This window comes from Massilia sp. Se16.2.3 (assembly GCF_014171595.1).
In the GTDB taxonomy this organism is placed as follows: Bacteria; Pseudomonadota; Gammaproteobacteria; order Burkholderiales; family Burkholderiaceae_D; genus Telluria.
Genome location: NZ_CP050451.1, coordinates 2,214,828 through 2,236,926, shown reverse-complemented (window position 1 = coordinate 2,236,926; position 22,099 = coordinate 2,214,828). Strand labels below are relative to the sequence as shown.

Annotated in this window: 22 protein-coding genes, 1 tRNA gene and 1 pseudogene; 14 read left to right on the top strand and 10 right to left on the bottom strand. The window is 65.4% G+C overall.

The features are described 5' to 3' along the window. The first annotated feature begins 305 nt into the window (after positions 1-305). The 5 genes from G4G31_RS10300 to G4G31_RS10280 all read left to right on the top strand — a co-directional run bounded on the left by G4G31_RS10300 (position 306) and on the right by G4G31_RS10280 (position 3,698). The gene (locus tag G4G31_RS10300; RefSeq protein ID WP_229425492.1) at positions 306-1,115 is read left to right on the top strand and encodes an AraC family transcriptional regulator; all 810 of its coding nucleotides are present in this window, start codon (positions 306-308) and stop codon (positions 1,113-1,115) included. A gap of 42 nt (positions 1,116-1,157) precedes the next feature. Then, on the top strand, positions 1,158-2,114 hold the full coding sequence (locus tag G4G31_RS10295; RefSeq protein WP_182991342.1) for a DMT family transporter: 957 nt from the start codon (positions 1,158-1,160) through the stop codon (positions 2,112-2,114). Between the two features lie 120 nt (positions 2,115-2,234). Then, positions 2,235-2,558: a hypothetical protein gene (locus G4G31_RS10290; RefSeq protein ID WP_202033732.1), complete on the top strand. Its 324-nt coding sequence runs from the start codon at positions 2,235-2,237 to the stop codon at positions 2,556-2,558. A 250-nt stretch (positions 2,559-2,808) separates the two neighbouring features. Continuing rightward, positions 2,809-3,075, top strand: a complete 267-nt coding sequence (locus tag G4G31_RS10285) for a hypothetical protein (RefSeq protein ID WP_182991341.1) — start codon at positions 2,809-2,811, stop codon at positions 3,073-3,075. A 35-nt stretch (positions 3,076-3,110) separates the two neighbouring features. Further along, positions 3,111-3,698, top strand: coding sequence for a hypothetical protein (locus tag G4G31_RS10280; protein WP_182991340.1), 588 nt, complete (start codon positions 3,111-3,113; stop codon positions 3,696-3,698). A gap of 65 nt (positions 3,699-3,763) precedes the next feature. On the opposite strand, the gene G4G31_RS10275 is transcribed toward G4G31_RS10280, so the two are convergent. From G4G31_RS10275 to G4G31_RS10260, 4 genes are all read right to left on the bottom strand, one after another. Next, entirely contained in the window at positions 3,764-6,067 is a 2,304-nt protein-coding gene (locus G4G31_RS10275) for a TonB-dependent receptor (RefSeq protein ID WP_182991339.1), read from the bottom strand. A gap of 192 nt (positions 6,068-6,259) precedes the next feature. Next, positions 6,260-6,652 (bottom strand): DUF2946 family protein, encoded by a 393-nt coding sequence (locus tag G4G31_RS29035; protein WP_182991338.1) that lies wholly within the window; start codon positions 6,650-6,652, stop codon positions 6,260-6,262. A 178-nt stretch (positions 6,653-6,830) separates the two neighbouring features. Continuing rightward, on the bottom strand, positions 6,831-7,757 hold the full coding sequence (locus G4G31_RS10265) for a lipase secretion chaperone (RefSeq protein ID WP_182991337.1): 927 nt from the start codon (positions 7,755-7,757) through the stop codon (positions 6,831-6,833). Positions 7,758-7,759: 2 nt separating this feature from the next. Further along, positions 7,760-8,689, bottom strand: coding sequence for a triacylglycerol lipase (locus G4G31_RS10260; protein ID WP_182991336.1), 930 nt, complete (start codon positions 8,687-8,689; stop codon positions 7,760-7,762). Positions 8,690-9,063: 374 nt separating this feature from the next. Between G4G31_RS10260 and G4G31_RS10255 the strand changes: the two genes are divergently transcribed. Next, positions 9,064-9,348, top strand: a complete 285-nt coding sequence (locus G4G31_RS10255) for a hypothetical protein (protein WP_182991335.1) — start codon at positions 9,064-9,066, stop codon at positions 9,346-9,348. Positions 9,349-9,535: 187 nt separating this feature from the next. On the opposite strand, the gene acs is transcribed toward G4G31_RS10255, so the two are convergent. Continuing rightward, on the bottom strand, positions 9,536-11,533 hold the full coding sequence (gene acs, locus G4G31_RS10250) for an acetate--CoA ligase (protein WP_182991334.1): 1,998 nt from the start codon (positions 11,531-11,533) through the stop codon (positions 9,536-9,538). Between the two features lie 209 nt (positions 11,534-11,742). On the opposite strand from acs, the gene G4G31_RS10245 reads away from it, so the two are divergent. From G4G31_RS10245 to G4G31_RS10210, 8 genes and pseudogenes are all read left to right on the top strand, one after another. Further along, a complete protein-coding gene (locus G4G31_RS10245; protein ID WP_182991333.1) occupies positions 11,743-12,354 on the top strand; it encodes a TIGR00645 family protein in 612 nt (203 codons plus the stop codon). 27 nt (positions 12,355-12,381) lie between these two features. Continuing rightward, positions 12,382-13,914 (top strand): fumarate hydratase, encoded by a 1,533-nt coding sequence (locus G4G31_RS10240; RefSeq protein WP_182991332.1) that lies wholly within the window; start codon positions 12,382-12,384, stop codon positions 13,912-13,914. Positions 13,915-13,969: 55 nt separating this feature from the next. Continuing rightward, positions 13,970-14,839, top strand: a complete 870-nt coding sequence (gene murI, locus G4G31_RS10235) for a glutamate racemase (protein ID WP_182991331.1) — start codon at positions 13,970-13,972, stop codon at positions 14,837-14,839. Between the two features lie 75 nt (positions 14,840-14,914). Next, positions 14,915-14,990, top strand: a tRNA-His gene (locus tag G4G31_RS10230). Positions 14,991-15,406: 416 nt separating this feature from the next. Beyond that, entirely contained in the window at positions 15,407-15,916 is a 510-nt protein-coding gene (locus G4G31_RS10225; protein ID WP_182991330.1) for a hypothetical protein, read from the top strand. Between the two features lie 126 nt (positions 15,917-16,042). Beyond that, positions 16,043-16,567 carry a DUF4142 domain-containing protein gene (locus G4G31_RS10220; protein WP_182991329.1) on the top strand — a complete coding sequence of 175 codons (525 nt, stop codon included), beginning with the start codon at positions 16,043-16,045 and terminating at the stop codon, positions 16,565-16,567. A gap of 6 nt (positions 16,568-16,573) precedes the next feature. Continuing rightward, positions 16,574-16,900: a cupredoxin family copper-binding protein gene (locus tag G4G31_RS10215; protein ID WP_182991328.1), complete on the top strand. Its 327-nt coding sequence runs from the start codon at positions 16,574-16,576 to the stop codon at positions 16,898-16,900. Positions 16,901-16,910: 10 nt separating this feature from the next. Continuing rightward, a pseudogene (locus G4G31_RS10210) lies at positions 16,911-17,596 on the top strand (RNA polymerase sigma factor). A 90-nt stretch (positions 17,597-17,686) separates the two neighbouring features. Here the strand turns inward: G4G31_RS10210 and G4G31_RS10205 are convergent. The 5 genes from G4G31_RS10205 to G4G31_RS10185 all read right to left on the bottom strand — a co-directional run bounded on the left by G4G31_RS10205 (position 17,687) and on the right by G4G31_RS10185 (position 21,796). Then, a complete protein-coding gene (locus G4G31_RS10205; protein ID WP_182991327.1) occupies positions 17,687-18,130 on the bottom strand; it encodes a YXWGXW repeat-containing protein in 444 nt (147 codons plus the stop codon). Between the two features lie 105 nt (positions 18,131-18,235). Beyond that, on the bottom strand, positions 18,236-18,385 hold the full coding sequence (locus G4G31_RS10200) for a hypothetical protein (RefSeq protein ID WP_182991326.1): 150 nt from the start codon (positions 18,383-18,385) through the stop codon (positions 18,236-18,238). After that, entirely contained in the window at positions 18,385-19,467 is a 1,083-nt protein-coding gene (locus G4G31_RS10195; RefSeq protein ID WP_182991325.1) for an MFS transporter, read from the bottom strand. Before G4G31_RS10195 ends, G4G31_RS10200 begins: the two co-directional genes overlap by 1 nt. 137 nt (positions 19,468-19,604) lie before the next feature. Continuing rightward, positions 19,605-19,949 carry an energy transducer TonB gene (locus tag G4G31_RS10190; RefSeq protein WP_182991324.1) on the bottom strand — a complete coding sequence of 115 codons (345 nt, stop codon included), beginning with the start codon at positions 19,947-19,949 and terminating at the stop codon, positions 19,605-19,607. A gap of 77 nt (positions 19,950-20,026) precedes the next feature. Next, positions 20,027-21,796 carry a methyl-accepting chemotaxis protein gene (locus tag G4G31_RS10185; protein WP_229425491.1) on the bottom strand — a complete coding sequence of 590 codons (1,770 nt, stop codon included), beginning with the start codon at positions 21,794-21,796 and terminating at the stop codon, positions 20,027-20,029. Positions 21,797-22,099: the final 303 nt, after the last annotated feature.

The window sequence follows — 22,099 nt, the reverse complement described above, 5'->3', positions numbered from 1 at the left end:
TTCGCTAGCTGAAAGGGTGGAGCCGCCCACCCTACGGGCCTGTGCATCGTTCCTGGAAGAATAAGCGCTGTCACATCTGCGTCGGAACGTACAAGAGCGCCTGACAAAAGCTTCAGAACAAAGCGTGTCGTCGAAGACAGTACGAGCGTACGGCGAGACGATGCAACGCTGGACTGGAGGTCTTGTCAGGCGCTCTACAGCATGGCTTGAATGACCGGCATTCACCTGCGGGTGGGCTCTTTATTGCTCCGGCGAGTCGTTCGGCACCATGCTAGACTCGTCCTTCCACCATTCCCCCATTCGCCGTGCCCACGCTCGAAACACCGTCCGTCGACCTGGCCATCCGCAGCTACGGCACCGAGCCGGAATGGGATCGCCACGCTTTCGCCCAGTTGGTGCTGCCCTTGTCGGGCACCGTGCAGCTCGAGATTGAAGGCAGGCAGGGCCGGCTCGATCCGCTGCACGGCGCCCTGGTGGCGCCTGGCGCCTGGCATACGCAGGTCAGCCACGACGCCAACCGCTCGTTCATCCTCGATATTGACGGGTCAGCGATGGAGCACGACGCGCTGGCGCGCCTGGCCGAGCGGCCGTTCACGCCGCTGGGGCCGGCCGTGCGCAAGCTGGTCGAATTCATGGAACTGATGGCAAGTGCAAGCGCCGTTGCGCGCCCGCTGCTGCAGGGATGGGTGCCGCTGCTGCTCGACGCGCTGGCGCTGGAAACGCCGCAGCCGCGCTCGCGGCTGGCGGCGCTGCTGGCCCGTGTGGAGGCGCGGCCGGGCTTGCCCTGGTCGACCGCCACGATGGCCCGCGTCGCCCACCTCAGTGTCAGCCGCCTGCACGCCCTGTTCCGCGAGGAACTGGACATGAGCCCGCATGCCTGGCTGCTGCAGCGGCGGCTGGACTTTGCCTGCCGCTGCCTGGCCGCGAGCGCCTGGCCGATTGCCGAGGTGGCGCTGCAGGCGGGTTTCGCCGACCAGGTCCGGCCTGACGCGCGCCATGCGCCAGCACCTCGATACCACCCCGGCGACCTACCGCCGCATCCAGCGCGAACGCGGCGCATCGCAGGCAGGACGCGAGCATCCGCCAAGAACGCAGTAGTCCGTGACTATCCATGATCGAGCAACCGGTTCACCATCTCCGGCTACTGGAGAATGAACATGCTTGCAAAACTCACCTTGAACCGCACCGCGACAAAGAGCACCTCGACCGGCATTGCAGCCGCCGTCCTCGCGGGCGCCCTGTGGGGCTTCGTCTTCCTCACGCCTGAACTGGCATCCGGCTTCACCTCGCTGCAGCTCTCGGCCGGGCGCTACCTGGCCTATGGCCTGATTGCCGCGGTGCTGATTGCGCCGGCATGGAAGCGCCTCGCGCCCAGCCTGGGCTGGAGGGAATGGCGGGCGCTGATCTGGCTCAGCCTGGCCGGCAACATCGTCTATTACGTGCTGCTGGCCGCGGCCGTGCAACTGGGTGGCGTGGCACTGGCCTCGCTCGTCATCGGACTGCTGCCACTGACCGTGACCCTGGTCGGCAGCCGCGACGCCGGTGCACTGCCGCTGCGCCGCCTGCTGCCCTCGCTCGGTTTCGGCCTGGCCGGCCTGCTGTGCATCAGCTGGGAATCGCTCACCAGCGGCGCACCGGGTTCGCTTGCCGGCTTGTTGTGCGCCATCGGCGCGCTGGTGTCCTGGACCGCCTATGCCGTCGGCAACCGCCGCTGGCTCGGCACCCTGCACGCGGTGTCCGCCCACGAATGGAGCCTGTTGATCGGCGTCGTGACCGGGCTGGAAGCGCTGCTGCTGGCGCCTCCCGCCTTCCTGCTGGCATCGGATGCGCATTCGGCCAGCGAATGGGCGGTGTTTGCCGGCATCGTCACCGGCGTCGCCCTGTTCTGCTCGGTGATCGGCAACGCCTTGTGGAACGTCGCCACCCGCGCGCTGCCGCTGACGCTGGTCGGCCAGATGATCGTGTTCGAGACCGTGTTCGCGGTGCTGTACGGCTTCCTGTGGGAAGGGCGCTGGCCGACGCCGGCCGAAGGCGCGGCGATGGTGCTGCTCGTCATCGGCGTGATCTCGTCGACGTCGGTGCACAGGACGGCGAAGATCGCACCGCCCGCCTGAGCGCGGCGCCAGCCCGGTATTCCTGTTGCGAATCCTGGCAAGGCGCGCTATCGTACAGAGGTGCCCGGCCCGCATGCCGGCGCCGGCCCTTCCCTCCACCCGAACAGCAAGGACGCGACAATGAACACGATGACCGCCCCGCACCACCAGCCACCGAAGCGCTCCGGCATCCACTACGTTCGGGTCGGGTTCGCGACGGCTGTGATCCTCTGCATTCCCGCCATCGCCATGCTGTTCACGAAGGAAGTGAACTGGGGCCCTGGCGACTTCCTCGTGGCAGCCGTCTTGCTGGGCGGCACTGGCCTGGGTCTGGAATTCGCGACCCTCCGCCTGGCAACCGGCAAGAGCCGCGTGTTTGCCGGCATGGCGATCCTGCTGGCCTTCCTGCTGGTGTGGGCGGAATTGGCCGTCGGCATCGTTGGCAGCCCGCTGGCCGGGTCCTGACAGGCATTGTCCCCCCGCACAGGCCGCCCTCGAGGCGGCCTTTGTTTTATCACGTCCCGCCCAGGAAGGTCGACCTGTCTTGCGCCAGATCGTCCGCAGGCGGCTTCGCGGCGGATTTGCGCACTGTCGTTGGCGCCCATCGCGTCCCCCCCCCATGCGGCGCACATCATTGTCGTGGAGGGCGGGGCCCAAGCCGGCTCGCTCGCCCGTCCCGCAATGCCTGCGCCGGCGCATCACACGGAGGGTCACCATGAACGAAGCAGTCGACGAAAGCCACATCCGCTCACGCCAACGCTGTCCCGACGGGCAAAGCCCGCCGCTCGAGACCCCGGACCTGGCCCGCGGCCTGTTGTCGGCGCACCATGCCGAGGTGGTCGCGAAGCGGCAACGCCAGCGCCTCGAGGTCGCACGCTACCAGGACGGGGCGCGCGAACTCGCCCCGCACACGCCCGGCACAATACCGCCGAGCGCCGCCACCTGGAAGAAGAGTGGCGCAAGCTCGTCGACGAGCGCCTGAAGGCAGTCGAGCGGTTCGGGCAACGCGACACCCCCGTGCTGCAGGATGCCGGCAGCTTCCCAAGCGCCGTATTGCGCCTGGAAGCGCCTCCCTACGATTTCGACTGGGTGTCGGGCAGTGGCCAGGGCATCGAGCATGCCAATCGCCTGACCGGCAAATACGACCTGCGCACCCAGTCGATCGGGCGCGGCACGCAAAGCGTGGCCGCCGGCGTGGGTTTTTGGTTCTTCTCCGGCGAAGGCGACCCGCGCCAGCGGTTCGCCGCCCTGGTCGATTATTCCCATGTCTGGTTCGACATGGCCAGTTTCTACGTGGCCGACAACCGGCAGCACACCCGCTTGTGGGTGTTCGGCGCATCCGAAAAAGCCTGGGTCGCGCAGAGCGACGTGACACCCTCCTGGAGCGACCACGTCGGCTGGCTGGACAGCAGCGGCAACGATCCGGAAGGCGAGGAAGGCCGTGTATCGAACGAAACCGTTTTCCGCGCGGCGCCCAACAGCTGGTACCAGTGCTGGATCTGGTCCGCGATCGAGCTCTATGCCGATTCCGGCTTCTGGGGCCTGGCCGCCTCGTCGGCCGAAGTGAAGATATCGGTACCGTTCGCGGTGCTCGGCAGCCTGTAGTTTTTCTTGCCGCCGCGATGCGCCGGGCAAGTGCCGGCGCATCGTGCGCCGGCGCTCCCCTCCTCCTACAAATCGAACTTCAGCTCCGCAAGGTAGGTCCGCTGCGGATAGGGATGGAAGTTCCAGTACAGGTAATTGTTCAGGTTATCCACCCCCACGGCCAGGCTCCAGCGCGCGTCCAGGCGGTAGGTGGCCCGGACATCGGCCGTGAAGTAGCGGCTGCTGCCCTGATAGGCAAAGCCGTTGGGGTCGCTGTTGTCGAGCGTCGAGAACTGGTCGCCGCTGTAGCGCCCGGCAAGGCTGAGCGCCAGCCGGTCGGTGATGCGGTAGCTGGCCACCGCGGTGGCACGCCACTCGGGAATGCGCGGCTGGCGCTTGGCGACGCTGGCCGGGAACTTGTCGTTGCGCTTGATCGTCGAATCGGTCCAGGTCAGGCTGGCATTCAGGTCAAGCCCCTGCAGCCCTGCGTCAGCCTTCGTCAGGGCCAGCTCCGCGCCTTCGGTATCGATGCGCCCGACATTCTGCACATTGGTGACGTTCGGCGTGACCAGCACATTCGTCTGCGAATACAGGGCGTCGCGAGTACGCTCGCCGAACGCGGTCAGGCGCAGCGAGCCGCCGTCGAGTTTGCGCTCGGCCGTCAACTCGCCGGTCCAGGAGCGCTCCGGCGCCAGGTTGGGATCGTTGTTGATCAGGACGCCGGCGCCGTTCACACCGCCCCGGTAGAGCTCGGAGACGGTGGGCATGCGCACCGCGCGTCCAAGCGAGGCCTTCAGTACCCAGTCGGGCGTGGTTTGCCAGGCAAGCGCTGCCTTGGGCGACACGTGGGTCGCACGCCGCTCCGGATGGCCAACCGTGGTGCTGGCGTTGGCGGTGCGTCCGTCGCTTGCCTGCCAGCGCTCCAGGCGCAGGCCGAGCACGGCCTTCCGTGCAGAGGCGAAACGCCAGCTGTCCCGGGCATACAGCGCCTGGGTGCGGGTGCGCCCGCCAAAGGCCGCATTGCGCGCAGCAGGCGCGCCTGCGACCCAGTCCGGCGTTGCGCGTTCGATGCTGGCCAGTTGATAGGCTTCGCGCTGGTAGCCGAATTCGACGATGTGGGCACCGCCCTGCCCCTGCGGGCGCCAGACAGCTTTCGCCGACAGCGTGTTCCAGCCGGTGCCGCTGCCATCGACGATCCTGCCGGCACCGCCACCCAGCGCACCGGGCAGCGCGACGTTGGCGGCGCGCAATTCGTCTTCGTCATAGTCGTAGAGGCTGGCGGCGAGCACCCAGTCGAAGCCTCCCTTCGTATTGCTCTTGACCGACAGGCCGTGCATCAGGTGGCGCAGGTTTTCATTGGAAACGTTGAAGTCGGTCTGGCCGAGCGTATAGCTGCGCCCGCCAATGACGACTGGTCCGCTGTAGACCGGCGCGCCGGCAGCGTTACGCAGATAGGTCTCAGGGCGCCCTTCCGATTCGTTCTGCCAGATGCCGAGCACATAGCTCGCGCGCAGCGTCGGCGACAAGTCGTAGGCCAGCTTGGCCTTGAGGTGGTCCTGCACGGTGTGGTACTGGGTGCCGGTGCCGAGGATCAGCCAGTCGCGGTAACTCCGGTCCTGTCCAGGCACGGCGCCGGCCACGCTGTCGGGGCTGGTCGTGGGCGTGCCCGCGCCCGGCAGGCGGGTGACGAAGGTTTGCGGCTGGCCCTCGCTGTCGTTGCGGCTGAGGTCGATATACCGGGACCACCCGCCGCCACGGTTGCCGAGCGAGATGCCGCCCTGGCGCCCGTCGAAGCGTTCGTTCGTGTTGTACAGATGGAAGGGCTGGTGCGCCAGGGTGAACTTCGCGTGCGCCTCGAAGCGGCGCGGCATGCGCGTCACGTAGTCGACCACGGCGCCGACCGAGTTGCCGCCATAGGCTGCAGAGAACGGTCCGTAGAGCACGTCGACGCGCTCGATCTCGGCGGGCGTGACCATGCCCCAGCGCGGCGCAAAGGTGGCGCCGTTGCCGAGGTAGTTCGACAGCAGGATGCCGTCGGCGTACACGGCCGAACGCGCGCTGTTGCCGGTGCCCGAGGCACGCGTCGACAGTACCGCATGGTTGTAGTCGCCGATGTAGCGCTTGCGTACCAGCAGGCTGGGCAGGTACTTGAGGGCATCCTCGGCATCGCTGGCGTTGACGGTGCGCGCGATCTCGGCGGCGGTAATGCCCTCGATCGTGGTCGGGATCTGGGTCGGCAGCGAGCTCGGGCGGTTGCCGGTGACGACCACGGTGCCCATCTGTTTTTCGTGCGACGTCGTGGCGGGTTCTAGCGCGTCTTGCGCTTCCTGCGCATGGGCGGCCGCGGCAAAGGCCGCGAGGACGGCGGCCGCAATGGGGTGGTGTTTCATTCTTCTTGTTCCTGTTCGATACGGTGGACCGCGAGGTGACGGACGCAGTGCCGCAAAGCGCGGCGATGCAACGCGCGTGCCCGACGGCGCAGGCCGGCCAGCAGGGACAGGCGAAACGGTGCCCGCGTAGACAATCAGCCTGTGCAATGGGTGCGCCCTTGCATGCCGGACATGGGGCGCTGGTAGACGAGCTCAGGAAGAGAAAGGCGGCGCGCGCGACAGGGGCGCGGCCCAATGAAACAGCGGCTCGGGCGCCGTGTAAAACAGCGGTGGGTGGCTGGCGCTGCCAAGGGGAAGCAACCCGCCTGCGCTTTGCGGCAACAGAGCGGGCGCGTGATGGTGGTCCGCGCAATACGGACAGTGCGTGAAGGCGCCCTTGCCGGGATCGACATCGTCGCCGCCGGCCTGCACGGGCGCAGCGTGCCCGGCAGCACTGCAAATCGGGAAGCCGAAGGATTGCGCGCCAGGCTGCAGCGGCAGGGCGGACGCGGACTGTGCCGGCAGCGATGGCGCCCCGCGCGCCCGACGGCATGCGACAGGCCTGGTGCAAGCGCGCCAAACAGCATCGCCAGCAAGGCGATCCATGCAGTCAGCAGATGTCGGCGGATCCGGCTCATGCGTTCAAGTATAACCAGGCGCGGCGCACGCACGGCAGGGATCGATGTCGTCGCTGCGGCTTTGCGCGGCACCTTGCGCTGCTCCAGGTTCGCGCGGGAGAACGGCGGGCCGCCGTTCCCCCGCCACGATCGCAGCGCCACCTGCGCTAGCGCAATCCCTCCTCGTACGCCGGCAACCTGCGCTGCTCGTCAAGCGTGAACAGGCGATTGCGCAGGGCGTCGAGCGCCGGCCCTTCCTGCACGCCGCGGCGTGCGTTCAGGTAGGCCGCAATCCTGCCGCGCCACTGCGCCTCTTCCTGGTCCAGCGCCGCCAGCCGCGCCGCCGCCTCGGGGTTGAGCGCGGCGGCGCGCATCCGGAAGACCTCGTCGTCGTTCGCACCGCCCGCACGCAGCCTGTCCACGGATTCCTGCAGGTGCGCAAGTTTGAGCGGTTCCTCGCGCGCGGCCCGCACCTCCGGCGGCAGCGCGGCGTCGAGCGCGGCCAGCCGTTCTCCCTTCTGCTCGGGCGTCAGGCGCGTGTCCTGGCGGACTTCCAGCCGGGCCAGCGCATCGGCCTGCTCGGCATCCTCGCGGCCGAACATGGCGCCGCTCTCCTCTGCACTGAAGTAGCGTGCGCGCAGCTGGCGCATGGCGACCAGGCGCTTGCGGATCGCCGTGACGTCGCCGCCGACGAGACGCTTGTCCGCCTCCAGCGCCACCAGCGCATGCTTGTAGTCGAGATAGCGCGCCAGCAGGCGCTTGGCCGAATCCGAGGCTGGTGGACGCAGTCGCCGGTCGAGCTCGCGTTCGATCTCGGCGCGCACCTGTTCGAGGTTCTTCTCGCCAAGCGCACTCAGGTAATAGTCGAAGAGCTCGACGAGATCCTCGTTCGCGACCAGGGTTTCGCCCGGGCCGACCAGGGCTCCGCCGTCGGTCTGGGTGCCTTCGAGCGAGCGCACGAAGGGCCTGGCGGCGGATGCCGGCGCCACAGGGGCCGCGGCGACAACCGGCTGCTCCTGCACCGAAGGCCCGACCACCAGGGCGGCGGCCACCAGGGCCGCCGCGCCCAGGGCAAACAGGAGTTTGCCCCTCATGCTCACAGCCCCATGTCACGCAGGCGGTTGGCGTGCTGGCGGTAGACCGTCTTCGGATTGGTCTCGAACAGGTTGACGAGGCCGGCCACCTGGTTGACTTCATCCATGTGGTTCATGCCGTAGTCGTCGCGGATGACGTGGCCAAGGCGGCTCGAGCAGCTGCCGACCAGGCCGTCGTTCTTGTCGCCACGGAAGGCCAGCGACATCAGGCCGAGCGAAGCGTCGAGCGGATCGAGCACGTTGGTGAGGGAACGTGCGCCGCTCCAGGAGAAGTAATACACGTTATTGACCCGGTAGTCCCCCTCCCCGCAGGCGCTGCGCGGCACGCCGGCCGGGTGGCGGGAGTTGAAAGCCGCCGCGCCGGAGGTCGTCATCGAATTGAGCGCCGCCACCGACATCTGCTTTGTACGGTCGCCCGAGAGGAAGGCGATCGTCTGCGCGACGCCATTGACCATCGACGAGAGCACCGCCTCCGAGAACGAGCCGGGCGCCGCCACGCCGCGCAGGATGTCGGCCATCGGCGCGCCTTTATGCACGCCGCCCACGCTCGTCACCGAGGCAACCAGCTGCGGGGCCACCGAGGCGACATAGCGCACGGTCGGACCGCCGTGGCTGTGGCCGATCAGGTTGACCTGCTTGGCACCGGTCGCGGCCAATACCTGCTTGATGTAGGCGAGCAGCTGCTCCCCGCGCACCTCGGTGCTGTTGGCGGCGGTGACCTGCGCTACATGGACCTGGGCGCCGTCGCGCCGCAGCGCGTCGGTGATGCCGAACCAGTAGTCGTAGGGCCCGATGGAATCCCAGCCGAGGAAGCCGTGCACCAGCACGATGGGGTATTTGGTCTGGGTGTAGCCGGCAGCCGTCGCCGAACCTGGCAGGATTGAGAGGGCGAGCAGGGCCGCGCCGATCCATTTCATGATCTGCTTGTTCATCGTATCTCCGTTGTTGTTGGGTTTGTTTTTGCCGGCTGAGTCAGGTTACGGCGGCGCGCAAACGCATTCAAGGAGCACACGTTCCACGCATTCCGGGTACTTCAGCATGCGAAGAAACGCTCCAGCATGCGAAATGGCGCGGCCTGAAAAAAACACGATCGTCCTAAATTCCACAGAGGCGCGGAACGGACGTGATGCCTGAACGGCACGGCAGGCGGATGGCCCATCTTTACAGGGATCGATCCGGGCCGCGAAAAAGATGAGGCAGCTAAACAACACAGTGCCCGTCCGGCACATCATGCTTGCCATGGCGCGCCTCGTATGCTGCTCCCCGACGGGGCGGGAGTGCTTGTCCGCTCGGGTACACTGCACGCATGGACGATGCGAAACGAACTGAACTCATACGCGCGGCATGGGGCATCCACCGCGAGGTCGAAGCGAGCTGCCTGGCCCATGGCGCCACGCGCGGCGACGCTGCGTGGCCGGAGAAACAGCGGCTGCTGCTGGCCGACATGGCGATTCACTTGCTGCAGACAGCGCTCAAGCCAGGACCCGTCGAGCTGGACGAGCTCAGGAAGAACCTGTTCTCGGTGCTGACGATTTCCGATGGATTCCTGCCTGAGGCAGGCTTGAAAGAGGTGGCGGAGAAACTGTCCTGAGGTGACGCCCTGCAAGCTGACACCTCGGCGCGTCAAGCGACGACCTGGCGCTAGCGCAGGCAGCGGCGGGCCGCAGCGCGGACAAGCGATGCACCGGCAGCTGAAGCGCCGGCGACCACGGTGCTGAAGGCAGGCGCGCCGGCAGCGGCCCCTGCAGTGCGCAGGGCCGCACCCCTTCGTCAAGACCTTAGGCCGATTCCTTGAGCTGCTCGAGGATGGCCGGATTTTCCAGCGTCGACACGTCCTGGGTGATGGTTTCGCCCTTGGCCAGCACGCGCAGCAGGCGGCGCATGATCTTGCCTGAGCGCGTCTTCGGCAGGTTGTCGCCGAAACGGATTTCCTTCGGCTTGGCGATCGGTCCGATCTCCTTGCCGACCCAGTTGCGCAGTTCCTGCGCCAGCTTCTTCGCCTCTTCCCCGGTCGGGCGTGCGCCTTTCAGCACCACGAAGGCGCAAATTGCCTCGCCCGTGGTGTCGTCGGGTTTGCCGACCACGGCCGCTTCGGCCACGTTCGGGTTCGCCACCAGGGCCGACTCGATCTCCATCGTGCCCATGCGGTGCCCCGACACGTTCAGCACGTCGTCGATGCGGCCGGTGATGGTGAAGTTGCCGGTATCCTTGTGGCGGATCGCGCCGTCGCCGGCCAGGTAGTACTTGCCGCCGAGTTCTTCTGGGAAGTAGCTGGTGCGGAAGCGTTCCGGGTTGTTCCAGATCGTGCGGATCATCGACGGCCACGGACGTTTCACTACCAGGATGCCGCCCTGCCCGTTCGGCACGTCGGCACCGGATTCGTCGACGATCGCCGCCATGATGCCCGGCAGCGGCAGCGTGCACGAGCCCGGCACCATCGGCGTGGCACCCGGCAGCGGCGTGATCATGTGGCCGCCCGTTTCCGTCTGCCAGAAGGTGTCGACGATCGGGCAACGCTCCTGGCCGACGTTCTTGTAGTACCACATCCAGGCTTCCGGATTGATCGGCTCGCCCACCGAGCCCAGCAGGCGCAGCGAGGACAGGTCGTAGTTCTTCGGGTGGACGTCCGGGTTGACGTCGGAAGCCTTGATCAGCGAACGGATCGCGGTCGGCGCCGTGTAGAAGATCGAAACCTTGTGCTTGGCGATGGTGTCCCAGAAGCGGCCCGCGTTCGGGTAGGTCGGGATGCCCTCGAACACGATTTGCGTGCCCCCGACGGCCAGCGGACCGTAGGCGATGTAGGTGTGGCCGGTCACCCAGCCGATGTCGGCCGTGCACCAGAACACATCGTCGGGTTTGAGATCGAAGGTCCACTTCATCGTCAGCGCGGCCCACAGCAGGTAGCCACCGGTCGAGTGCTGGACGCCCTTCGGCGTACCGGTCGAGCCCGAGGTGTAGAGGATGAACAGCGGATGCTCGGCGTCGACCCATTCCGGTTCGCATTCGGCAGGCTGGCCTTCGACCAGGTCGTGCAGCCAGAGGTCGCGGCCCTCGGTCCAGGCGATGTTGCCTTTTGTCCGCTGGTAGACGATGACGTTCTGGATGGTGTCGCAGCCACCCATGGCGAGCGCTTCGTCGACGATGGCTTTCAGGGGCAGTGCCTTGCCGCCACGCTGCTGCTCGTCGGCCGTGATGACGGCGACGGCGCCGGCGTCGATGATGCGTTCCTGCAAGGACTTGGCCGAGAAGCCGCCGAACACGACCGAGTGGGTAGCGCCGATGCGGGCGCAGGCCTGCATCGCGGCGACGCCTTCGATCGACATCGACATGTAGATGATGACGCGGTCGCCCTTCTTGATGCCGCGCGATTTGAGGCCGTTGGCGAACTTGCAGACACGCTCGTGCAGTTCGCGGTAGCTGGCGCGGGTGACGGTGCCGTCGTCGGCCTCGAAGATGATCGCGGTCTTGTCCGCGTTGCCGTTCTGCAGATTGCGGTCGAGGCAGTTGTAGGACGCGTTCAGCTGGCCGTCGGCGAACCATTTATAGAATGGCACGTTCGATTCGTCGAGGGTCTGGGTGAAGGGCTTGTGCCAGTCGAGGTGTTCTTTCGCCAGGCGGCTCCAGAAACCTTCGTAGTCGCTGGCCGCTTCCTGGCACAGCTTGTCGTAAGCGTCCATGCCGGAGATGGCGGCACTCGCCGCGAACGCGGCCGGCGGCGGGAACACGCGGTTCTCCTGCAAGCCATGGTTTTCCTGGTTGGTCTCTTGCTCGGCCATGCTAGTCTCCATCGTAGTAGTTTTGCCAGACACCTTAGGCGCGGAGCCTTACTGAGCCCTTACGGCACATCGTGGCACGCGCTTCCCTATGCGTGCGATTTTACCAAGCTTGCCAGGGAGCGGGGCTCTCCAACGAGGTGGTCTGCAAGGCGGCGCGAGAGGTGTAAAATGATGGGCTGTCTTTTGTCGAAATCCTGGAGTCGTATCCGATGTCGCAACAACACCCTGGCCGCACCCCGCAGCAACTTACTCCCCTGAACCGCTTCATTTTCGCCAGCCGCTGGCTGCAGCTGCCGCTCTACCTGGGCCTGATCCTGGCGCAGTGCGTGTACGTGTTCCATTTCTGGGTCGAACTGAAGGACTTGATCGGCGCCGCCATGGGCAACGTCGATTCGCTCAATCACATCCTGGATGTCGTCACCGTTCCGGGCTCGGAGCGTCCAAAGAAACTGACCGAAACCACCATCATGCTGGTCGTGCTGGGCCTGATCGACGTGGTCATGATTTCCAACCTGCTCATCATGGTGATCGTCGGCGGCTACGAGACCTTTGTGTCGCGCATGAACCTGGACGGCCATCCGGACCAGCCCGAGTGGCTGTCGCACGTGAATGCTTCCGTGCTGAAAACCAAGCTGGCTATGGCGATTGTCGGCATTTCCTCGATCCACTTGCTGAAAACCTTCATCAACGCGGGCGCCTACGAGACAAAAGTTTTGGTCGCGCAGACCGTTATCCATAGCGTGTTCCTGCTCTCGGCCCTGGCCATTGCCTATACCGACCGCATCGTGACCTCCACTCACAATCAGACCAAGCCTCACTAACACCGTTCACCTACTCCGAGAATTTTCATGACTGTCATCAAACAGGACGACCTGATCGAATCGGTCGCCGCCGCTCTCCAGTACATCAGCTACTACCACCCGGCCGATTACATCCAGCACTTGGCGCGTGCCTACGAGGCCGAGCAAAGCCCGGCGGCCAAGGATGCCATCGCCCAGATCCTGACCAACTCGCGCATGTGCGCCGAGGGCAAGCGTCCGATCTGCCAGGACACCGGCATCGTCAACGTATTCCTGAAGGTCGGCATGGGCGTGCGCTTCGAAGGTTTTTCCGGCACCGTCACCGACGCCGTCAACGAAGGCGTGCGCCGTGCATACAATTTCGCCGACAACAAGCTGCGCGCCTCGATCGTGGCCGACCCTCACTTCGAGCGCAAGAATACGAAAGACAACACCCCGGCCGTCGTCCACATGGAACTGGTTGAGGGCAACACCGTCGACGTGAAAGTCGCGGCCAAGGGTGGCGGCTCGGAAAACAAGACCAAGTTCGTGATGCTCAACCCGTCCGACTCCCTGGTCGACTGGGTCATGAAGACCGTGCCCCTGATGGGCGCCGGCTGGTGCCCGCCGGGCATGCTCGGCATCGGCATCGGCGGCTCGGCCGAAAAGGCGATGCTGATGGCCAAAGAGTCGCTGATGGAAGACATCGACATGTACGAGCTCAAGCAGCGCGGCCCGCAGAACAAGCTGGAAGAACTGCGTATCGAACTGTGCGACAAGATCAATGCACTCGGCATCGGCGCCCAGGGCCTGGGCGGCCTGACCACCGTGCTGGACGTGAAGATCAACATGTACCCGACCCACGCCGCGTCGAAGCCGGTCGCCATGATCCCGAACTGCGCCGCGACCCGCCACGCCCACTTCGTGCTGGACGGCTCGGGCCCCTCGTACATCGAACCGCCGGCGCTGTCGACCTGGCCCGACGTGCAGTGGACCCCGGATACCCAGAAATCGAAGCGCGTCGACCTGAACACGCTGACCAAGGAAGAAGTCGCTTCCTGGACGCCGGGCCAGACCTTGCTGCTGAACGGCAAAATGCTGACCGGCCGCGATGCCGCCCACAAGCGCATCCAGGACATGCTGGCCAAAGGCGAATCGCTGCCGGTGGACTTCACCAACCGCGTGATCTATTACGTCGGCCCGGTCGACCCGGTGGGCGATGAAGTCGTGGGCCCGGCCGGCCCGACGACCGCGACCCGCATGGACAAGTTCACCGAGATGATGCTGGAAAAGACCGGCCTGATCTCGATGATCGGCAAGGCCGAGCGCGGTCCGACCGCGATCGAGGCGATCCAGAAGCACAAGTCGGCCTACCTGATGGCGGTCGGCGGCTCGGCCTACCTGGTCTCGAAGGCAATCAAGTCGGCGAAAGTGGTCGGCTTCGAGGACCTGGGCATGGAAGCGATCTACGAGTTCGAAGTGGCCGACATGCCGGTGACGGTGGCGGTCGATTCCAACGGTACATCGGTGCACAACACCGGTCCGAAGGAATGGTCGGCCAGGATCGAATCGCTCAAGGGCATTCCGGTCAACGTCGCCTAAGACACGATTGGTGCGCGCTGCGGGTCTCGATCCGCGGCACGCCCCCGCGCTCACCATGACCACGCCAACTACTTCCCCCGACGCCCCCATCGGCATCTTCGATTCCGGCGTCGGCGGCCTGTCGGTCCTGCGCCACATCCGCGCGCAGCTGCCGCACGAACACCTGATGTATTTCGCCGACTCGGCCTTCGCACCCTACGGCGCCAAGACCGAACCGGTGCTGGCCGAGCGGGTGCTCGCGATCGGCGGCTTCCTCGTCGAGCGCGGTGCCAAAGCCATCGTCGTCGCCTGCAATACGGCCACGATCGCCGCGATCGCCCTGCTGCGCGAGCGCTATCCCGACATGCCCATCGTCGGCGTCGAGCCCGGCCTGAAGCCGGCGGCCGCCGCATCGCGCAGCCGCACGGTCGGCGTACTCGCCACCGAGGTGACACTGTCCGGCAAGAAGTTCCTGCTGCTGCGCGACCAGATCAGCGAAGCGACGGGTGCGCGCTTCCTGCTGCAGCCCTGCCACGGCCTGGTTGACCAGATCGAGCTGGGCGAACTGGAATCGGAAGCGACCACGCTACTGTTGCGCAAGTACGTCGAGCCGCTGCTGGCCGAGGGCGCCGACACCCTGGTGCTGGGCTGCACCCACTATCCGCTGGTACAGGCCTCGATCGAGCGCGTGATCGCCGCCGCGACGGACAGGCCCGTCACGCTGATCGATACCGGCGACGCCGTCGCCCGCCAATTGACGCGCCTGCTGGCGGCCAATGCCAGCCTCAGGCCTGAGGCCGTCCTCCCCGCCCGCCTGGACGGCTACACCAGCGCCAGCGCTACTGCCCTGTCAGCGGCGTTTGCCAGCCTGCTGGGGCTCGATCCGCCGGTCCACGAGGTCGAATCCGGACCGGATGGCAGGATGTTGACCCGGCAGAACAATTAGATTTGCCAGTTTGCTTAGGAGTTTGTATAATCTCGTTCTGTCTCGGCAGTGCTGAGACAGAAAAGCAAGACAATGGTGGCTGTAGCTCAGTTGGTAGAGTCCAGGATTGTGATTCCTGTTGTCGTGGGTTCGAGTCCCATCAGCCACCCCAAGAATACCGAAAGGCCTCGATTTCGAATGGAATCGAGGCCTTTTTCGTTCACGACTGCCCTTGCCATGAAACGATGGACAGGAACGACCTTGCCTTTGTCCAGCGCTCTGCCGCCAGCCGCGCCGAGCCAGGATACGCACCTCTTGATCGACCTTTTTTTGCATAAATACCACTACTTTTCGTACGGAAGAGTAGCTCAAAAGCAAATATTCTGGGTTATAGTAGCTCGGCCTTCAGTCCAGGCGCTTCTGCCGCTGAAAGTCGAGTCTGCTTGGACTTGAGGTAAGCAAATGAAGCATATACCAGCACTGGTTATTACCGTTTCGCTCGTGATGTCGCCGTTGTCATCGGCTCGTGCCGACGCATCCGCCGTGCCCGCCGCTATCAAGCTGCGGCCCGACGCGCCACGATGCAAGATGCCAAAGGCAAAGTTACCCAAGCTCGACGTGGATTTTGCGAACGATGCACCAGCAGAGATCAAGGCCGATTTCAACGGCGACGGCTGGTGCGACTTCGCACTGGGTGTGCCGTATCCGCTGAACTCGAACATGGGCATGTACGACCTGAACCAGCTCATGGTGCTGGGCCACGCGGGCGGCTGGAAACCTGTTTTCAACGGCAAGAACCCGTCCCAGCTCAGGGAACAGCTCGACGACAACGCAACCTGGCCGAGCTTCCGCGTCGACCTGACCGATATCCGGCTGGTATTCCCGAAGCAGCCCGGTCCGCCGTTCGTGCTGGGGCTGTATGCAGGCAGGAGCGATGAAGGGAAACGCAACACGGGCAATGACTGCTACCAGTACCAGTCCGTGCACCGCTGGGACGACGCGCTCGGCGCGTTCAAGCGTAGCGACGACGCCACGCGCGATGCGGTGTTGAAGTACTTCTATTCCGTGATCGAAAAGCCGTGCAGCGCACGTCGATAACTTGCCGCGCCACGCCTGCGTCTCCAGGCCCGTCCAACGACCATCGCCAAGATTTTTGCAACGCCCGCGCACGACGTGACATCCAATCTCGGTAGGAACCCACCCCAACCAGAACAAGGAGCACTCGTGAAGATCCAACTGCACACATGGACCGCTATCGCCGCCGCACTCTCGCTGGCAGGCCCCGCCCTCGCCCAGTCCGCCCCGGACGACGCCCAGATTGCCGGCATCGTGGTGGCGGCCAACAGCGTCGACATCGATGCCGGCAAGCTGGCCGAACGCATGACGGAGAATGCCGAGGTCAAGGCTTTTGCCCAGCAGATGGTGACAGACCACGCGGGCGTGAACAAGCAGGCCGTGGCACTCGTGACGAAGTTGAACGTGACGCCCCGCGACAGCGAACTGAGCAAGAGCCTGAAGGCGGGCGGGAGCGATAATCTCGCGACACTGAAAGGACTCAAGGGCAAGGCCTTCGACCAGGCCTACGTGGCCCATGAAGTCGCCTACCACCAGGCCGTGATCGATGCGCTCGACAAGACCCTGATTCCGAACGCGAAGAATGCGGAGCTGAAGGACACGCTGGTGAAGGTGCGTCCGGCCTTCGTCGCCCACCTCGAGCATGCCAGGCATCTCGATGCCAGCCTCAAGTGAGCCATCATGTTTTCGTGGCCGAACATCCGTGTCGCGGGCACGCTCGCGCTGCTCCTGCTGGGCGGAGCAGCGCAGGCTGCGCCGGGCATCCATACCGTCCTCATCGATGGGATGCGCTTCATTCCGCAGACACTGGAAGTGAAGCGTGGCGACACGGTGGTCTGGCGCAACAAGGATCCGTTTCCGCATACCGCCACCGCGCCCGGCGGCGGCCCGGCTTCGCCTGCCATCGCCGCGGGCGCGAGCTGGAAGTTCGTGGCAAGGGCCCGGGGGCGTTATCCTTACCTGTGCACGCTGCATCGTACGATGACGGGCACGCTGGTGGTCAAATGAGGAGGAAGCGATGGGATTGCGCAGCAAGATCGCGCTGACGGATGCGAGCGGCACCGAGCTCATGGCCCTGGTGGCGAACGGCGACCAGGCGGCATTCGAAGTGATCATGCGCAAGCACAACCAGGCCCTGTACCGGACCGCGCGCAGCATCGTCAGGGATGACGCGGAAGCCGAGGATATCGTGCAGGAAGCCTACCTGCTCGCCTATCGCAAGGCGGCCAGTTTCCGCGGCGAGGCCAGCCTGTCGACCTGGCTGACGCGCATCGTCGTCAATGAAGCGAGTGCCAGGCTGCGCAAGGGGCGGCGCCGGGCCGGCATCGTCGAACTCGTCCAGAACGGGGACAGCGACGTGGTCGGCGATGACGCTGCGGCCGACGCCCTGCCCGCCCCATCCGAGGGTCCCGACGAAGCCGCGCTACGTGGGCAGGCGCGCAGGCTGATCGAGGCACGCATCGACGCCCTGCCCGACAAGCTGCGTACCGTGTTCATGCTGCGCGCCGTGGAGGACCTGTCGGTCCAGAAACGGCGGACGCCCCGGGCATTCCGGAAGCCACGGTGCGCAGCCAGTTCTTCCGCGCCCGCGGCCTGCTGCGCGAAGCGCTGGCACGCGACCTCGACACGGCGACCATCTCGGCCTTCTCCTTCGACGGCGCGCGCTGTGACCGCATCGTGGCCGGGGTGCTGGCACGGCTCTGAAACCCCGCGCGCGAACGCAGCGCCCAAAACAAGGGCCACCCCGCAGGTGGCCCTTTTTTTCATGCGCCGGTCAAGACCGGCCCCGCCCGATCAGTAACGATTCGGGTTGTTCGGACGGTTATCCGCCCGGTTCGGCACGCCGTCGTTGTCGCGGTCGCGGTCGAAGCGGTTCGGGACGCCGTCGCGGTCACGGTCGCCGCCGTGCGCCATGCGGTCGGTGCGGTCGCCATGCTGCCAGCCGCCGCGTGCCAGGACCCAGCCGTTGCGGTCACGGCGCCATTCCGGGCGGGTGTACACATAGCCTGGACGGACTTTTTCGTAGTGGCCGGCAACCCAGGTGTAACGGCGGCCGTTCCAGTCCCAGTAACCCGGCACCCATTCGAAGCCGCGCCGTGCTGCCGGGGTCGCTTCGTGGCGCAGCGCCGGTGGCGCCTTGTGCACGACAATGACTTCCGTCCTGGTTTGCGCTTGTGCCGGCGTGAAGGCGGCGGTGCTGATCAGGGCAGCGGCGACAGTGAGTAGGATTCGTTTCATGGTAGTGCTCCTTGTGGTTCGGTGTGAGATCACTATAGCCAACGCTTCCTACGTGCAGTAGAACTGATGCAAGTTCTTACATTCGATACATTTTGCGATGGCGGGTTAAGATTTCCGTAACACATCGGCCGTACCTTCAGCGGCCGGCGCGCCCGCGCGGGCACGCCAGATCGCCATCAGGTAACAGGCGAAGGAGAGCGCGGCGACTGCCGCCAGCAGCGCCAGCACGGCCCGTGGCGAACCGGTCTCGGCCATCAATGCCGCCACCGCCAGCGGCCCGGCGGCGCGCGCGACCAGCGCGGGCGAGACCGGGCGCCGGCGATGGCGCCGTAGTGCGCACGGCCGAACAATTCTTGGGGCAGCGTGCCACGCAGGATGGTCAGCACGCCATTGCTCAGGCCAAACACGATGCAGAAGGCGGCGACGGCCGCCAACTGGTCGATGAAGACGAACAGCAGGCCGAGCGCCAGCGGCAGTGCGGCGAAAGTGACGCTGCCGATCGTCTGCGAACGCACCCGGCGCCCGATCGCCATCTCGGCGATGCGCCCTGCAACCTGCATCGGCCCGAACAGCGCGGCCAGCATCACGACCGTCGACAAGGGGTGGCCGGCATCGTGCATCAGGCGGATCAGCCCGACGGTCAGGGCCGAGGACACCAGGCTTTGCGCGGCGAAGGCTGCGGCCAGCTTCCAGAACACGCTCCCGCGCAGCACTTCGGACAGCGCCATGCCCGTGGACGCGGCCACGGGTCCCGCGGATGCCGCCGTGTGCGAGGGTAGCAGCGCATGCAGGGGTGCGCACACGAATAATTGCAGGGCCGCATACACCAGCCAGGTGCTACGCCAGCCGAGACGGGCATCGAGCGCCAAAGTGAGCGGCCAGAAGATGGTACTGGCGAAGCCGCCGAACAGGGTCAGCGTCGTGATCGCGCGGCGCGGGGACTCGGCCAGTGCGCGGTTGATGGTGGCAAAGGCGGCTTCGTACATCGTCAGCGCCATGGCAATGCCGAGCACGCTCCAGGCCAGCCAGTACATTCCGATCGAGTCGACCCGTGCCAGCATCAGCAGCCCGCAGGCAGCCAGCAGCGAGCCGCAGGCCATCAGGCGCCGCCCGCCGATACGGTCGAACAGGCGCCCGGCCGGGGCCGCCACCAGGCCACCGAGCAGCAAGGCCCACGAGAACGGGGCCATGGCGCCCTGGGCATCGATGCCGAGCGCGCGTCCCATGTGGGGCGAGAGCACCGAGAAAGCGTAGTACAGGCTGCCCCAGGCGAGGATCTGGGTCACGGCCAGGATGCCGACGATGCGACGGGAGCGTGTGTTTCCGGGGGCGCTCATGCAAATGTTTTCTTGTAAAACATGAATTGTCCTACAAGATCGCCAGCCACGTGCGAAGGCCGGCGCCGAAAACAGCACAGCCGGCGCGAGGCCGGCTGTGCTGTTTCACGTTCAGAACAACGAACGCGGCAGGAAGATCAGTCGAGCTTCCAGGCGTAGTCGACCTTGGCCCAGGTCTGGGCTGGCGAACCGTCTTTCGTGCCCGGCTTGAACTTGCATGCGGTCAGGCCTTTCTGGGCTGCCTTGTCGAGGCCTTTGAAACCGCTCGATTTTTCCAGCTTCGAATCGGCAACGCTGCCGTCCGGATTGACCAGGAAAGACATCGAGGTCGTGCCCTGCTCTTCGTTCATCAGCGAGGCTTTCGGGTACTCGACCTTGCACTTGGCCGGGTCGAAGGAGGCAGGCACTTCGCCGGCGAATGCGGAACCGGCGATGGCGGTGAAAGCGAGGGTAGCGATGGCGCTCAGGTAAGGCTTTTTCATGATGTTATTCCCCAAAAAGGTGATTCAATCTGCCGCTGACTGCTTGCGGGCTTTCAGTGAGTCCGGCAATGCCGTAATTAAAATTCTTCCCATTCGTCGTTGCCGGCGGCAACGGTCGGCTTCTTCGGCTTGCCGGGACGCGGCGCCGCCTTGGCCGCCTGCGCGGCCGGCTTCTTCAGCGCCGGGCGGGCAGCCTGGGCACGTGGCTGCGGTGCGCGCACAGCGGGTACGGTGGCAGCTGGCGCGGCCAGGACCGGCTCGACGGCGGCCTGCTGCTGCTCGCCTTCGACCAGCTTGAAGATGCTGACGACGCGCGCCAGTTCGCCGGCCTGGTCCTGCAGGCTCTGGGCGGCGGCGGCGGCTTCTTCGACCAGTGCGGCATTCTGCTGGGTCATGCTGTCCATCTCGATGATCGACATGTTGACCTGCTCGATGCCGGCGCTCTGCTCGGCGCTGGCGTTGGCGATCTCGCCCATGATGTCGGTCACGCGCTTGACGCTCGCCACCACTTCGTCCATCGTCACGCCGGCCTGGCCGACCAGCTTGCTGCCGCGCTCGACCTTCTCGACGGAATCGCCGATCAGGGTCTTGATTTCCTTGGCGGCCGCTGCCGAACGCTGGGCCAGGTTGCGCACTTCGGAAGCGACGACCGCGAAACCGCGGCCCTGCTCGCCGGCACGGGCTGCCTCGACCGCCGCGTTCAGTGCCAGGATATTGGTCTGGAAGGCGATGCCGTCGATGACGCCGATGATGTCGGCGATCTTGCTGGCCGAGCTGTTGATCTCGCCCATCGTGCCGACCACTTGCGACACCACGTCGCCGCCCTTGCGGGCCACATCCGAAGCGCTGGCCGCGAGGTGGTTCGCTTCACGGGCATGTTCCGCGTTCTGCTTGACGGTGGTGGTCAGGGTTTCCATGGCCGAGGCCGTCTTTTCCAGCGAGCTGGCCTGCAGTTCGGTACGCGAGGACAGGTCGATGTTGCCGGCGGCGATTTCACGCGAGGCGGTGCCGATGGTTTCGGTGCCGCGGCGCACCTGGCCGACGATGCCGACCAGGCTATTGCGCATTTCGTTCATCTCGGCCAGCAGGCTGCCCTTGTCGGCGGTGCTGGTGTCGATCGCGATGGCCAGGTCGCCGTGGGCGATGCTGCCGGCGATCTTCGTGGTGTAGTCCGGCTCGCCGCCGAGCTGCTTGATCAGGCCGCGCGTGATGATCCAGGCGGCGGCGATACCCATGCCGACGGCGATGACCAGCATCACCAGCATGAAGTTACGGGCGCTCACGAAAGCGCTCTGGGCGTCGGCCTGGCTCTCGGCGCTCTGTTTGTCTTCCAGCGCGACCAGCTTGTCCAGCGCTTCGGTCCACTTCTTCTGCACCGGGCGCACTTCCTTGACCATGACGCGGGTGGCGTCCATGGCGTTGTTGGCCAGGTAGAGATCGGATGCCTTGGCAATGGCCGGCATCGCGGCGGCTTCGAAGCCCTTGACGTCGTTCAGCAGCGCCTTTTCGGCCTCGGAACCGTCGGCAGAGAAGATCTGGCTGACCTTGCGCTGGGCTTCGTCGTACTTGGCGGTCAGGTCCTTGAAGCGCTTGAGCTCAGGCTCCATGTCGCCGGCATCGGACATCAAAGTCAGCACGCGCAGCGCAGCCAGGCGATCCTGCACGTTGTTGCGCATCTCGATGACCATGCGGCTCGAGACATTGTTCACGCTCACGACGTGGTCGAGACGGTCCTGGATTTGCGCCATGCGCACGATGCCGACCACCGTCACCACCACGAGCAACACGAGGACCAGGGCAAAGCCCAGACCCAAGCGCATGCCGACTTTCATCTTCGATAAATTCATTTCGCCTTCCTGTCCGTTGATCAGATTTGCCCGGGTGTTACTGGTGCATACAGCCTGCACCACAGCAGCAGAACTTCCCGTTGGGAAATTTTAGTTAGGATAAATCAAAACGCCACTGCGAAAGCAGAAAATTGTGCATCCGCAAGAAATGCCGCGTGCGGGAGCACGCTTGGTTGGCAAATCTCAATACTGTGAGCGAAATTATGGAGGGGGACTTGCCTCAGGGCAAGCTCAGTCGTGAGTTGTCTGGACAAATAGGCGAGCTCGTGTAGTAAATTTCCTACATGAAACGAAGCTTTCCCC

Bases quoted from the DNA above. Each gene is read 5' to 3' on its own strand.
- G4G31_RS10195 (WP_182991325.1), bottom strand. From the start codon at position 19,467: ATGAGCGCCCCCGGAAACACACGCTCCCGTCGCATCGTCGGCATCCTG.
- G4G31_RS29035 (WP_182991338.1), bottom strand. From the start codon at position 6,652: ATGGATCGCCTTGCTGGCGATGCTGTTTGGCGCGCTTGCACCAGGCCT.
- G4G31_RS10245 (WP_182991333.1), top strand. From the start codon at position 11,743: ATGTCGCAACAACACCCTGGCCGCACCCCGCAGCAACTTACTCCCCTG.
- G4G31_RS10185 (WP_229425491.1), bottom strand. From the start codon at position 21,796: ATGAATTTATCGAAGATGAAAGTCGGCATGCGCTTGGGTCTGGGCTTT.
- G4G31_RS10285 (WP_182991341.1), top strand. From the start codon at position 2,809: ATGAACGAAGCAGTCGACGAAAGCCACATCCGCTCACGCCAACGCTGT.
- G4G31_RS10190 (WP_182991324.1), bottom strand. From the start codon at position 19,949: ATGAAAAAGCCTTACCTGAGCGCCATCGCTACCCTCGCTTTCACCGCC.
- G4G31_RS10225 (WP_182991330.1), top strand. From the start codon at position 15,407: ATGCCAAAGGCAAAGTTACCCAAGCTCGACGTGGATTTTGCGAACGAT.
- G4G31_RS10215 (WP_182991328.1), top strand. From the start codon at position 16,574: ATGTTTTCGTGGCCGAACATCCGTGTCGCGGGCACGCTCGCGCTGCTC.
- acs (WP_182991334.1), bottom strand. From the start codon at position 11,533: ATGGCCGAGCAAGAGACCAACCAGGAAAACCATGGCTTGCAGGAGAAC.
- G4G31_RS10265 (WP_182991337.1), bottom strand. From the start codon at position 7,757: ATGAGGGGCAAACTCCTGTTTGCCCTGGGCGCGGCGGCCCTGGTGGCC.
- G4G31_RS10240 (WP_182991332.1), top strand. From the start codon at position 12,382: ATGACTGTCATCAAACAGGACGACCTGATCGAATCGGTCGCCGCCGCT.
- murI (WP_182991331.1), top strand. From the start codon at position 13,970: ATGACCACGCCAACTACTTCCCCCGACGCCCCCATCGGCATCTTCGAT.
- G4G31_RS10295 (WP_182991342.1), top strand. From the start codon at position 1,158: ATGCTTGCAAAACTCACCTTGAACCGCACCGCGACAAAGAGCACCTCG.
- G4G31_RS10260 (WP_182991336.1), bottom strand. From the start codon at position 8,689: ATGAACAAGCAGATCATGAAATGGATCGGCGCGGCCCTGCTCGCCCTC.
- G4G31_RS10290 (WP_202033732.1), top strand. From the start codon at position 2,235: ATGAACACGATGACCGCCCCGCACCACCAGCCACCGAAGCGCTCCGGC.
- G4G31_RS10205 (WP_182991327.1), bottom strand. From the start codon at position 18,130: ATGAAACGAATCCTACTCACTGTCGCCGCTGCCCTGATCAGCACCGCC.
- G4G31_RS10255 (WP_182991335.1), top strand. From the start codon at position 9,064: ATGGACGATGCGAAACGAACTGAACTCATACGCGCGGCATGGGGCATC.
- G4G31_RS10200 (WP_182991326.1), bottom strand. From the start codon at position 18,385: ATGGCCGAGACCGGTTCGCCACGGGCCGTGCTGGCGCTGCTGGCGGCA.
- G4G31_RS10275 (WP_182991339.1), bottom strand. From the start codon at position 6,067: ATGAAACACCACCCCATTGCGGCCGCCGTCCTCGCGGCCTTTGCCGCG.